Below are 11859 nucleotides of genomic sequence, written 5' to 3'. Positions count from 1 at the left end.
CTTGGGCATGACACTCTCGGGCACCCGCTTCTCCATCCTGGACCGGTCGCGGACACGGCAAGGCCAGCCACATCCGGAGGCGTTGCGGGAGACCGTGGAGTTCGGGCAACTCGCCGAGCGGTGGGGTTACCACCGGTTCTGGGTCTCCGAGCATCACAGCGTGCCGGGCGTGGCCGGGTCCGCCCCCACCGTGCTGGCCGGTGCGGTGGCGGCGGCCACCACGCGCATCCGGGTCGGGACCGGCGGCGTGATGCTGCCCAATCATCAACCGCTGGTGGTGGCCGAGCAGTTCGGTGTGCTGGAGTCGCTGTATCCGGGCCGCATCGATATGGGACTGGGCAGGTCGGTGGGATTCACCGACGGCGTGCGGCGGGCACTCGGGCACGGCAAAGACGACGCCGAGGACTTCGACGGCCAGTTGTCCGAACTGCTCGGGTATTTCGCCGGTGGCCGGCAGGGCGTGCACGCCTGGCCCGCCGAAGGGCTGCGGGTGCCCGCCTTCCTGCTGGCCACCGGTTCCGGCGCGCAGCGCGCGGCCCATTTCGGACTGCCGCTGGTGATCGCCGCGGTGACCGGCGAAGCAGCCATGGTGACGGCGATCGAGCAGTACCGCGCCGGCTTCCGCCCCGGCCCGCTGGGCGAAGCGCCCTATGTCATGGTCTCGGCCTCGGTAGTCATCGCCGATACCCGTGCGCAAGCCCACCGGCTGCTCATGCCGGAAGCCTGGTCGGCCGCGTATTCGCGGACCCGGGGCGAATTCCCGCCCTTGCGCGCTCCGGAGCAGATCGAGCGGGAAGTCATGACCGAGCGGCAGCGCGGAATCTTCGAGGACAGCATGCGCGGTCATATCCACGGCAACGAAGACCAGGTCCTGCCCGAGCTGGAAGGGTTGATCGCGCGGACCGGAGCGGACGAATTCCTGGTACACACCAGCACTTTCGACCGCACGGCGCGGCTGGAATCGCACCGCAGGCTGGCCGTCGCGGTCGGGCTCGGGGATTTGGCTCTGGACGGCAGCGTCACCGGCCGGTCGTAGCGACCAGTTGTGTGATCGCGTCGGCGACCGGGGTGTCACCGCCGGTGAGTTCGACGATGACGCGGCCGAGCTCCGGCCGGTGCAGTGCGGCGGCGAGGAAAGCCGCCACGTCGTCGCGCGGCACACTGCCGTACTCGATGGCGGGTCCGGCGGTAACCCGGCCGGTGCCAGGATCGTCGAGCAAAGTGCCGGGCCGGACGATGAGCCAGTCCAGGCCGGTGCGCGTGAGGTAGACGTCGGCGGTCTTCTTGACTCGCATGTAATGCTCGAACCCGGCGGAGGTTTCGCGATCGCGGCCGGCCTCCGGGAACACCGAGACCAGCGCGAAACGGGACACTCCGGCGCGGGCGGCCGCCTCGGCGGCTTTCTCCAGCCCGGCGCCGTCGATCAGCGTCGTCTGGTCCATTCCGGTGCCGTGCGCCCCGGCCGAGAACACCACGGCGTCGTGGCCGGCGATCTCGGCGGCCAGTTCTTCGACGGAGTCCGCGATGAGGTCGGCGGGCAGGGGAGTGGCGCCGGCCGCGCGGACCACCTCGGCCTGGTTCGGGTTGCGGTACATCCCGGTGACTTCGTCGCCGTGTTCGGTGAGCAAGGCGGTGAGCCTGCGGCCGATACCTCCGGCGGCGCCGATCTGGAAGACCTTCATGACTGCTCACTCTAGGGAACTGGCTGGACAGTCGGCGGGATTGCCGCCATGATCGCCCGGTACTTGCTGTCGATCTCGGGGTGAATTGATGTCGCTGTTGCGAAAATCCGCGCTGGCCATGGTAATTCCGGCGGCCGCCGCACTGCTGGTCACGGGAGCCGGGAGCGCCGCGGCGGCGCCTGATCTCTACGGTGCGATCGCGGTGCGGACCAAGGGCGTCGGCGCGGCCGCCGACTACCGGACACAGAAGGAAGCGGACGCGGCGGCCATCAAGGCCTGCGGGGACCCGCAGCTGTGCACGGTGATGGCGCGGTTCTACAACCAGTGCGGCGCGGTGTCCGAACGCGATATCGCCTGGCCTGCGGGCACCAGTCCGCAGTACTGGGCCGGCACCGGCCCCACGGCCGCCGACGCGCACCGGAACGCGATGTTCATGGCGGGCAACGAGCCGATCTCGATTCCGGGGGTCTGGTGGGTCGCTCGGCCCGCATTCGTGCTGGACACCATCTGCACCCGGAATGCGGGGTGAGGACATGTCTCTGATGCGAAAGTCCGCATTGGCCTTGGTGATTCCGGTTGCGGCGGCGCTCGTGGGCGCGGCGACCGGTTCCGCGCAGGCGGAGCGGTATCTCTACGGCGCGATCGCCATGGGCGTCGGCCGGATCGGCACCTCCTTCGACTTCCCGGACCAGAGCAGCGCGGACGCCGCCGCCGTGGCGGCGTGCGGTCAGTCGCCGGGCTGCTTCGTCATGGTGCGGATTCAGAACGAGTGCGGTTCGGTCGCGCAATTGGATGCGAAAGCGTTCCCGTGGACCGTGCTGCCCGAGATTCCCGGGTGGTCGACCCGGCCCCTCTATCACTACGGCACCGGCCCCACAGCGCGGGAAGCGGAAGCGGCGGCGATGCGGCTGGCGAGTGCGCCCCGCATGCAGTCGTTGACCTTTCAGATCGTGCGGGAGCCCTTCATCCTGGACACGATCTGCACTTCCAACGCCGGTCGCTGAGCGTCACCCCGGATATTGGTGTGCCCGGGTCTGGGGCACCACCGGGGGATCGGCCGGTGGATTCGCCGGTCGCTGGACCGGCGGCACGTATTGCGGGGTGGGCGGCGGCGCGCTGGCGACCGATTCGTGTGTCTCGATCGTGTCGACGGGCGGGGGAGCGGCGGTCGTCGGGGCGCTGGTCGGTGTCGACGTAATTGACTGTGGTGCAACGGTGGTCGAGTTGGTGGTGCTGGCGGGAGAATCTTCGCGCAGCGTGAACGCCGCGCCGACCGCCACGCTGATACCGGCCAGCAGTAGCCCGGACAGCACCGCGAGCCGCCGCTTGCGGATCCGGCCACCGGCATCGGCTGGTGCGGTGCGGTGGCCGATCGGCAGCGGTGGCGTCCGGTCGGGCGGTGCGGTGTTGCGGCTGATCGGTAGCGGTGGCGTCCGGTCGGCTGGTGCGGCGACCGGTAGCGGTGGCGTCCGGTCGGCCGGCGTGCCCGCGCCGCGGACGATGGTCGGCACCAGCGCCTGATCCTGGTGGGGCGGGCTCGAAATCGCTACCGGCCGAGCCTTTTCCAGCTGCACCGGGCCGACGCGCAGCGCCTGGGCCGCGGCCTCGGCGAGTTCGGTGCAGGTGGGATACCGATCCTGCGGCGACTTGGCCATCGCGGTGGCGATTACCGCGTCCAGCGCGGCCGGTAGCTCTGGTCGTCGATCGCGCGGGGAGGGCGGCGGCGCGCTCAGGTGCGCGCCGATCACGGCCGCCTGATCCTTGCGCGGAAACGGCTGCTGACCGGTCAGCAGCTGAAACAGCGTGCAGCCCAGGGAGTAGACGTCGGCCTGCCGGCCTGCGGGCTCGTTGGTGAAACGCTCCGGCGCGGCATAGGCGAAGGTCGCGGCGATGCCGGAGAGCGTGACCGTGTCGTCGAGGGTGCGCGCGATCCCGAAATCGGTGAGCACCGCCCGCTCACCGTGCCGGGGACTGTTCTCGATGAGCAGATTCGCCGGCTTCACATCCCGGTGCAGCACGCCCTGCTCGTGCGCGTAGTCGAGGGCGTGCGCGGCATCGGCCAGCAACCGCACGGCACGCGCGGGCGCCAAGCCGGCCTGGTGTTCGGTCAGCAGGACGGCGGCGTCACCGCCGTCGATATAGCGCATCGCCAGCCACAGCGCGGAATCCTCGGGGGCGCTGCGGTCGTAGACCGCCACGATATTCGGGTGATCGAGCCCCGCGGCGACGGTCGCCTCCCGGTCGAAGGCGGCGCGCGTCTTCTGGTCCGCGGTGAACGCGTTGGCCAGCACCTTCAACGCCACCCGGCGCTGCAACCGCGGATGCTCGGCCAGATACACCGTGCCCATTCCGCCTGTCCCGAGCACCCGCTCGATGGTGAACCCGGCGAAATGCGCCCCCGGCAGCAAACTCACGACCATCCTCCCCGGCGCCAGTCTCCGGCCGCGCACCCGAAATGTGCTGCGACCCTGAGACAATCTAGCCCAACCGGCAGCTACCGGCTCAGGGCTGCTCGGCGGTGGCGATGAGCGCGCGCAGCGCGGTCAGTTCGGCGTCGAAGGCGGTGCGGCCGGCATCGGTGATCGTCAGCCAGGTCTTCGGCCGCCCCCGGCCGCTGCTGCGCCGGGCGGTGACGAGGGCGGCGTCGTCGAGGACTTTGAGGTGGCGGTTCAGATTGCCGTCGGTGAGCCGCAACTGCTCACGCAACACCCCGAACTCCATGGCGACGCCGGAGCGCAGCAGCGCCAGGATGCCGAGCCGGATGCGCTGGTGCACAGTGTCATCCAGTCCGAGGATGGGATGCGGCTCGGTCATGACGCCGGCCCGGACTCGGCGCGCACCAGCTCCGCGCCCGCCGCCACCGCCGCCGTGAGCCCGACGACCAGCGCGATCCAGGCATACCCGTGCGCGGGCTCGGTGACCCCGACGACCACCGCCACCCCGACCGTCGCCAGCGCGACCGCCGCCGTCGCCGCCGACCGCAGTGCCACGGCGAACACCGCCAGCCCCAGCCCGACCGCCAGCCACGGCGCGACCAGCGCCCACTCCCCGCGATACACCCACCCGGCGACCTGGGCGGCGACCACCATCGCGATCCCGGTCAGCAGCACGGAAACGCCACGCACGTCCGGCAATTGCGCGGGCCGCCGAACGAAATACCAGCCGCACACCACCGCCGTGAGCGGTGAGACCACAACCCAGTACCACCCGGCCCCGTCCCGGGACTCCAGCAGCAGTGTCGCCGGAACCGAGGCCAGCACGCTCACCGCCACACACAGCAGCGGAAACCACATGGGCGTGGCCAGCTTCCAGCCCCGCCGAGTCAACGTCGTCATATCGCCGAGAAGCGCTCGTGCATTCTCGGCACCCGAATTACTTTGCGATGCAGAGTTCATGTTCCAACTCTTCGCCGCAAAGTCGAGCCCTTCAAGCGATTTCAACCCGCCTTTACTTGGTTGTATGGCGGCACACCAGCATCTGGTCGCCGCCGGCCTGGAACTCGTAGGAGACATCGGCGATCCGGCCGTCGATGTCGTGGGCCCGCAGTTGCGCGAGCAGTGCGTCGAGATCCGGATAGCGCGTGCTCTCGCCGATCGCCACGAGTGGGAAGACGCGCAGTTCACCGGCTGTGACCCGCATCAACTCGAGGATCGCGCGCAGGTGGAAGTCATAGTCCAGGTCGACGGCATAACTGAACAGCAGGTGCGAGCTCAAGGTGAGTTCGAAGTCGTTGTCGGCGAAGGGGAGTGCGGGCAGGCGGCCGGCCACGTAGCTTTCCGGAGCCCGGCGGGCGTGTGCGGCGAATCGCTCGGCCGCCTGCCGACGCTGTCGGTTGTGTTCGTCGGGATCGGCGAAGAAAGTCCAGCGGTACTGGTCCCGATGGTCCCGGACGTACTGATTGCCGCGCTCCGCTTCGGCTACGGCCTGGGCGGCGACCCCGCCTACGCCGTCTTCGAAGAACGCGACATCGCAGCCCGTGACATCACCGCCGCGATGGCTGACCTCCGCGGCGAATCCCGCTGCCCCGCTGGGGCAGTCGAGGATCCGGCGCTCGAGGTCGGCCTCGCTGAGGTTGAACATCGCTCGATACTCGTCGAGTGAACGGGAGCTGATCAGGATGCGACCGAAGCTCTGCTCGTCAGTGTGGGTCATTGCTCGTTCCTTATTCCAGGGCTACCTCAACCCGGCGGGAACGAGACGTCGAAAGACGAAAGACCTTGGCCGCTGCTGGGGCGGCCACGACACCCAGATGTCAGCCGCTGAAGAGCGGCCACCAGAGCTGCGCGAAGGTCATCACCGGCCTATTAGAGCACAGGTGGAAAGCGGCAGGGCCCGAGCCCATTCGCGGGCCATGTCCTTGGCTCGGATCTCGGTCGAGGCATCGTGGCGGGCGTGCTCGCCGACCTGGAGGGCACCGCGTTCGACCAGCTTCGCGGCCGCGGTCTCGCCGCCGCGATTGAACGTGTCGCCGTAGACGCTGTCGCCGAGGCCGAAGACGGCGAAGCGTAGTCCCGTGAGATCGGGTCGCTCGGCGTCCAGCAGATCGAAGAAGAACTCGGCTCCGGTCGGCAGGTCGCCGTCGCCGTAGGTCGAGCAGATCACGATGTGGAAATCGGCCACGTCGAGGTCGCCGGGGCGCAGGTCGGTCATATCGTGGACCGACACGTCGTGTGCCGACAGTTCGTCGGCGACACAGTCCGCGACCACCTCGGAGGTGCCCATTTCCGATCCGAACAGAATGCTGACGCGCACATAGGCTCCTTTCGCTACTCAGGCAAGGCTAGCCTAACTCGAGCGCCGTGAAGCTATGTGTTACGGTTTGTAACGTATATTGGGGGCGGTCCGGCCGTCCATCGCCGAGAGGAATCGACCTCCGATGACGTGGCTCACCACAAGTCTGCCGCCCGCGCTGCGCAACAGCTGGGCGCTGACCTTCGGTAGCGGCATCGAAATGCCCACGCGCACAACGTCGACCGTACTCTACGACCTCCCGCACCGGCAGTTGCGCCGCTTCGACCGCGCCACCCCCGCCACCGGCAACCCGGTGCTGCTGGTGCCCCCGCTGGCCGTCGACGCCTCCTGCTACGACCTGCGACCTGGCCAGAGCCTCGTGCAATTCCTCCTCGACACCGGCCGCCAGCCCTATGTCATCGACTACGGCCGCATCACCGCCGAGGACCGTGACCTCGGGCTCGAGGAGTGGATCGACGACATCGTCCCCACCGCCATCGCCCACCTCAGCGCACTGCACGACGGCGCGGACGTCGACGTCATCGGCTGGTCCCTCGGCGGCATCATCAGCCTGCTCACCGCCGCCGATCACGCCGACCTGCCCCTCGGCTCCGTCACCACCCTCGGCTCACCGATGGACTTCGGCAAGAACATCCTGCTCAAGCCCGTCCGGATGTTCGCCAAGATGACCGGTGGCCGCGAAATCACCTATGCGACACACCTTTTCGGCGGCATCCCCGGCTTCTTCGTGCAGGCCGGCTTCCGCGGCATGTCCCTGTCCCGGGAACTGACCCGACCCCTGTTCATCGCCCGCAACGTCCGCGACACCGAAGCCCTGGCCCGCATGGAAGCCATCGACCGCTTCATCGACGCCATGCCCGGCTACCCCGGCCGCCTCTACCGCCAGACCTACCGCCAGCTCATCGTCGCCAACCAACTCGCCCGCGGCCAAGTCCACCTGACCTCCGACCGCAGCATCGACCTCACCAAACTCAGCTGCCGCGTCCTGCTCCTCGGCAGCAACGGCGACACCCTCGCCCCCGCCGCCACCATCGCCCCCGGCGTCGAAATCCTCACCGGCGCAGCCGAAGTCGAATTCGCCAGCGTCCCCGGCCTGAACCACCTGGCCCTGATCGCCGGCCCACAGGCCCGCACCACCACCTGGCCGATCATCGACGAGTTCCTGGCGCGCTAGCCACTACCCCCAGGTCGCCTGATTCGGCACGGTCGAACTGAAGATGACGAAGAAGAACTGCCCGGGGGCAAGCTCGTTCATGTCATGCCAGCTGCCGCCCGGGTCGCGCTGGTAGAACCGGCGGATCCCGGTTCCGTCGTCATAACAGGCGATATTCGAGGTGCCGAAGGGGCTCCAGAACACCGCGGTGTTCGGGCGGGGCGCTTCGAAGGGTGTGCGGAACTGGTGTCCGCAGGGCGTGAGTACCGGGTGGTAGATCGAGGGCTGGGCGGCAGCGGCCGGGGCGAGCCCGGTGATCCCCGCCGCCAGCACCGCGGCCGTGACGAGTGTTCGGCGGATCGTGAAAGGCATTCGGATTCTGCTCCTCACTTTGTCGGATCGAAACATATTCTGGCGCAACCGATGACAAGGTCTTGGTCGAACGCTCACACTGGGGATGCAGTTGTACGGAGGGGCATCGATGAGAATTCGACCGCGGCAACAACTTTTGGATCTTTGGCGGGCACACCTGCACACGTCCTATCGCGACGATACTTGGGTCTGGGGCGGACGCGACGGGCGCAACGCCATCAGCGACGCCGAACAGCTGATGTGCCTGTTGTATCCGGCGACCGAGCTGGCGAGCTTCGCGCTGGATCCGGACAGTGTGGCGACCTCCGACGATGTCGCCGCGGTCATGTCCGTGCTCGGCGACGACATCCGGATCGGTGGCGCCCTGGTGGGCATGATCGAAGAGTTCTTCGACCGATACACCGATCCCGATGGTGAGCCGATGTTCGGTGGCGGCAGCTATTTTCGCGATGTCGGGCACGGCGAGGCGTCTACCGAGCAGCGGGATCTCGACGTGGTGGACGCCTACTCGATGTCGCTGAGTCTCTGTATCGCCGCGCTGCGCTTCCTGCGCGGATTGCAGCGTTACCTGCACCACGAAGTGCGCCGGGAGGCCCGGCGACTACTCGAGCGAATCGAACTGCTGATGCCGGTCCAGGGCGGCCCGGTGCGCGCCCGGCTGACCGCGGCGATGACCGGCTTGATCCGTAGCTTCGTGATTCACACGCCGCCGTTCGCTTCCCCGGAGGGCGAAGAGATCCTGGCGCTGGTCAACCAGACCGGGGCGGCCGTCAAAGACGTCATCGTCGACTTCTCCGCCGCGCTCGAGCAGATCCGCGTCCAGGCCTCCAACGACGTCCGAAGCGGCCACGCGACCGACATCGACCTGCGCGACAACAATCTCGCCTTCGAGTGTGGCTGGAGCTGGAGCATCGACACCAGAGCCGGTGAGGTCACCGAGGTCAAAGGCCGGATCGCCACCCAGCCCGGCTACGCCGTCACCGAGCCGTACCTGTACTTCACCCTCGTCGCCCTCGACGGCATCAAGGATCTGTACTCCCAGCGCACCCAGGAGCCGGACCTGCTCGAGCCCCATCAGCTACAGCTCGCCGAGGCGCTCAAACGCCGCGCGGAACTGACCCAGCGCTACTGGTCCACCATCTCCCGCTTCGGAACCGGGCGCTGGCCACTGGAGGACCTGCCTTGGCGGACCTCCGACGGCAAACAATCCGACTACTACAGCCTGGCCGTCACGGCGTTCTTGATCCAAGACCTGCTGGATCGGGAGTCCACCACCGACCTCGCCCGCACCGTCGCGGTACTCACCCAGCTGGCCCAGCGTGCGCGAATCCTCAACCGGGAGGTCCCCGACGACCCGGCCGCCGCCATGCACCATCCCGGAATCACGTTGACCCTCAAGGGCTCCGACGCCGTCAACTCCGGTCCGCTGATCGGTTACTACGTCGGCGACTTCACCACATTGATGCTCAAGCGCAGCCTGCAGGCCGCCCGACTGGCTCTTGATATCACGCTCCGAGAGCAGCTCTATGACCTTGCCGCAGCGGCCATGGACCACATGCTCAGCCGGGTCATCAGTGAGGGCACCGCGGTCGGTCTGTGGGACAGCCTCGCCCCGGGCGATCCCGCGCCATCGTGGTTTCTGACCGAACGCATGATGGAATGCCTGGTCGTGGCGCACACGACGTTCAGCCGACCGCCGCTGGCCACACCGCCGATGGTGGAGCGGGCTGTCTATCGGATCAGCGAGGCCGAGCATCTGCTGAACCAGGAGATGCTCAAAATCAGCGACGCCGGCTCGTCACCGCGGCGCCGGCAGTTGGCGGCGATCGAGCAGTCCCTCGACCGAGCCCGGGCCATCATGACCAAACGGCCGCTCACCGCCGAAAGCCTCGCCGGTGACGCGTTGTTGCGCCTGGATGCGCTCGCCTACGCCCGGGAGGACGCCACCCGATGAGAATTCCGGGCAGTGACTCGATGCTGGTCTTCTCCACCTCCGACAAGGGCGGCACCGGCCGGTCGGTCACCAGCTGCAACATCGCCTACCGGTTGTGCCTGCGCGGGCACGACGTCGCCTATGTCGATTTCGATTTCGGTTCGCCGACCGCCGGCGCGCTGTTCGAGATCGGCCGGGTGGAGCGCGGCACCACCGAGGGCCTCGGCATGCACTCGTATCTGTCCGATGTCGTCGGTGAGCCTGCCCGGTTGAACGTCGACCGCGCCACCGACCGGCTGGACCTGCGGCGCAACCCGCCCGGCGCCGGAAAGCTGGTGCTGTTTCCCGGCGATGAGGGCGGCGCGGAGTTCGGCTGCGATGACGCGATGGTCGAACGGGCGGCGATGCTGCTGTCCTCGCTGCTAGGTGAATTCAGCGTGGTGATGGTCGATCTCAGTGCCGGGCGATCGGTCGCCCTGGAGATCGCGCTGCGCGCCACCGTTACCGACATGTTGCGCCAGATCCGGCATCGATGGCTGGTCTTCCATCGCTGGACCCACCAGCATGTGCTGGCCGCGGGCGGCCTGGTGCACGGGGACCACGGGCTGATCAAAACCGGGGAATTCTGGGGTCACGACGGTCCCCGGCTCCTCGCGTCGACGCGCTGTGTGCGCACTGCCGTGCCCGAATCCGAACACAAGGACGAGGACAGCGCGGACCACGATGATCGTGCTCCCCTGGACGTCTGGCTGGACGAGCAGGCCATCATGTTGCGCCAGCTGGCGACGAAACATCGTGTCGGCGCCGCCAGAGTGCTCGGCCAGACTCCGATCGAGCCGATGCTGCAGTGGCGCGAGCAGCTGATCCTCGATGTCGATGTCGATGCCCAGCTCGCCAACGAGGCCACGGTCGAGGCGTATACGAATCTCGCGCGGCGGCTGACCAACAAGGCAACCTGGGACATCGAGTAATGCGCTTGCCAACTTATCGAGAAGCGTCGGAAGAAGCTCCCATCGCGTCGTTACCCATGGCGCACCTGTCGATCGAGATCGGCCACTTCTCGCTCGAGGAGGTGCGCGACGATACCGAGCGGGTCCGGGCCGAGTTCCGCGGTGTGGTCCCGCTGGTCCGGGCTTTCACCGAGCGTGCTCGCGTCGAGTTCGGTCCCGAGGCTCGGGTCAGCACTTGCTACCTCCTCGACGACTACTTCCAGTCCGGTTTCGAACCGGACAAGGTGATCGGCCGACTGCTGGAGGCCGCCGCCGATGCCGGGTTGACCATCGACTATCTAGCCCGGGAATCCAGTTGCCATGAGGCGCCGGTCTTCGCGGGTGGCGTCCCCGTGGGGGACCCGATCCCGGTCGCCGAGATGGTGGCCAGCCGCCTGGTCGCCCAGCCGGAGGACGAGGAGACCGCCAACGGGCGGCGGCCGCCGACCACCGAATCCGGCTGGTTGTGCAACGGGCGCCGGGAACGCACCGGAAAGTCCCGGGCGGCAATGCATCCGGAGCCGTACCGGCCGCCGCAGGAATACGGCCGGCGCGAGCACTCGATCTTCCTGGATGTGGAACTGTGGCACGACCGGGGCCCGGCCCGGCGCTGGTCGTGCCCGTTTCTCGCGGCGGTCTGGCAGTTGCTGCGGCTGGGCATGCTCCGGTATCACGGCGCGCCGGTGGTGGAGCCGCAGCCGCGATCGGCCGATCAGGAGTGGCCGGAACGTTGGAAGGACCTGCCCCCGGTGATTCGGTTGAATCCCTCCGCGGAGCCGTTCACGGCGTATCGGACGCTGTCCATGCTGCCCAAGCGTTATCTGCCGATCGAGCACGCGGTGCGCGTCATCCTCGACCATCTCGCACTCGATGACGACGTCGCCGCCCACGTGGCCGAGCACGGTTACGCGGAGCAGGTCATCGTGGCGGCCAAAGTCGTGGAACGCGTGGGGCATCTGCTGCTCGACGGGACCTGAT

14 protein-coding genes are annotated in these 11859 nt (G+C 68.1%); 7 read left to right on the top strand and 7 right to left on the bottom strand.

The window, feature by feature from the left end; genetic code table 11:
• Positions 1 to 7 precede the first annotated feature (7 nt).
• On the top strand, positions 8 to 1036 hold the full coding sequence (locus AB0M14_RS08550; protein ID WP_364990557.1) for an LLM class flavin-dependent oxidoreductase: 1029 nt from the start codon (positions 8 to 10) through the stop codon (positions 1034 to 1036).
• On the opposite strand, the gene AB0M14_RS08545 is transcribed toward AB0M14_RS08550, so the two are convergent.
• Positions 1020 to 1682 carry an NAD(P)-binding oxidoreductase gene (locus tag AB0M14_RS08545; RefSeq protein WP_364990553.1) on the bottom strand — a complete coding sequence of 221 codons (663 nt, stop codon included), beginning with the start codon at positions 1680 to 1682 and terminating at the stop codon, positions 1020 to 1022. The genes AB0M14_RS08550 and AB0M14_RS08545 overlap by 17 nt on opposite strands.
• Positions 1683 to 1770: 88 nt before the next feature.
• Between AB0M14_RS08545 and AB0M14_RS08540 the strand changes: the two genes are divergently transcribed.
• A complete protein-coding gene (locus AB0M14_RS08540) occupies positions 1771 to 2211 on the top strand; it encodes a DUF4189 domain-containing protein (protein WP_364990549.1) in 441 nt (146 codons plus the stop codon).
• A gap of 4 nt (positions 2212 to 2215) precedes the next feature.
• Positions 2216 to 2686 carry a DUF4189 domain-containing protein gene (locus AB0M14_RS08535; protein ID WP_364990546.1) on the top strand — a complete coding sequence of 157 codons (471 nt, stop codon included), beginning with the start codon at positions 2216 to 2218 and terminating at the stop codon, positions 2684 to 2686.
• A 3-nt stretch (positions 2687 to 2689) separates the two neighbouring features.
• On the opposite strand, the gene AB0M14_RS08530 is transcribed toward AB0M14_RS08535, so the two are convergent.
• The 5 genes from AB0M14_RS08530 to AB0M14_RS08510 form a co-directional block, all read right to left on the bottom strand.
• Positions 2690 to 4096 carry a serine/threonine-protein kinase gene (locus tag AB0M14_RS08530; protein WP_364990541.1) on the bottom strand — a complete coding sequence of 469 codons (1407 nt, stop codon included), beginning with the start codon at positions 4094 to 4096 and terminating at the stop codon, positions 2690 to 2692.
• 88 nt (positions 4097 to 4184) lie between these two features.
• On the bottom strand, positions 4185 to 4496 hold the full coding sequence (locus tag AB0M14_RS08525; RefSeq protein WP_364990538.1) for a transcriptional regulator: 312 nt from the start codon (positions 4494 to 4496) through the stop codon (positions 4185 to 4187).
• Positions 4493 to 5017: a hypothetical protein gene (locus AB0M14_RS08520; RefSeq protein ID WP_364990535.1), complete on the bottom strand. Its 525-nt coding sequence runs from the start codon at positions 5015 to 5017 to the stop codon at positions 4493 to 4495. The genes AB0M14_RS08525 and AB0M14_RS08520 overlap by 4 nt, the downstream gene beginning before the upstream one ends.
• 112 nt (positions 5018 to 5129) lie before the next feature.
• Positions 5130 to 5834 carry a hypothetical protein gene (locus tag AB0M14_RS08515; RefSeq protein ID WP_364990532.1) on the bottom strand — a complete coding sequence of 235 codons (705 nt, stop codon included), beginning with the start codon at positions 5832 to 5834 and terminating at the stop codon, positions 5130 to 5132.
• 141 nt (positions 5835 to 5975) lie between these two features.
• Positions 5976 to 6434, bottom strand: a complete 459-nt coding sequence (locus tag AB0M14_RS08510) for a flavodoxin family protein (protein ID WP_364990531.1) — start codon at positions 6432 to 6434, stop codon at positions 5976 to 5978.
• Positions 6435 to 6558: 124 nt separating this feature from the next.
• Between AB0M14_RS08510 and AB0M14_RS08505 the strand changes: the two genes are divergently transcribed.
• Entirely contained in the window at positions 6559 to 7608 is a 1050-nt protein-coding gene (locus tag AB0M14_RS08505) for an alpha/beta fold hydrolase (RefSeq protein WP_364990528.1), read from the top strand.
• Positions 7609 to 7611: 3 nt separating this feature from the next.
• Here the strand turns inward: AB0M14_RS08505 and AB0M14_RS08500 are convergent, their stop codons facing one another.
• A complete protein-coding gene (locus AB0M14_RS08500) occupies positions 7612 to 7959 on the bottom strand; it encodes a hypothetical protein (RefSeq protein ID WP_364990525.1) in 348 nt (115 codons plus the stop codon).
• A gap of 109 nt (positions 7960 to 8068) precedes the next feature.
• Here AB0M14_RS08500 and AB0M14_RS08495 point away from each other — a divergent pair, with 109 nt between their 5' ends.
• From AB0M14_RS08495 to AB0M14_RS08485, 3 genes are read left to right on the top strand one after another with little or no spacing between them, the layout of a single operon-like run.
• Positions 8069 to 9913, top strand: a complete 1845-nt coding sequence (locus tag AB0M14_RS08495) for an SCO2524 family protein (RefSeq protein WP_364990522.1) — start codon at positions 8069 to 8071, stop codon at positions 9911 to 9913.
• The gene (locus AB0M14_RS08490) at positions 9910 to 10863 is read left to right on the top strand and encodes an SCO2523 family variant P-loop protein (protein ID WP_364990520.1); all 954 of its coding nucleotides are present in this window, start codon (positions 9910 to 9912) and stop codon (positions 10861 to 10863) included. Before AB0M14_RS08495 ends, AB0M14_RS08490 begins: the two co-directional genes overlap by 4 nt.
• Positions 10863 to 11858 carry an SCO2522 family protein gene (locus AB0M14_RS08485; RefSeq protein WP_364990517.1) on the top strand — a complete coding sequence of 332 codons (996 nt, stop codon included), beginning with the start codon at positions 10863 to 10865 and terminating at the stop codon, positions 11856 to 11858. Before AB0M14_RS08490 ends, AB0M14_RS08485 begins: the two co-directional genes overlap by 1 nt.
• Position 11859: the final 1 nt, after the last annotated feature.

Origin of the sequence: Nocardia sp. NPDC051832 (assembly GCF_040681285.1) — a bacterium.
Taxonomy (GTDB): Bacteria; Actinomycetota; Actinomycetes; order Mycobacteriales; family Mycobacteriaceae; genus Nocardia.
The sequence above is the reverse complement of the archived record's forward strand: the minus strand, read 5'-3'. Positions and strand labels throughout refer to the sequence as shown.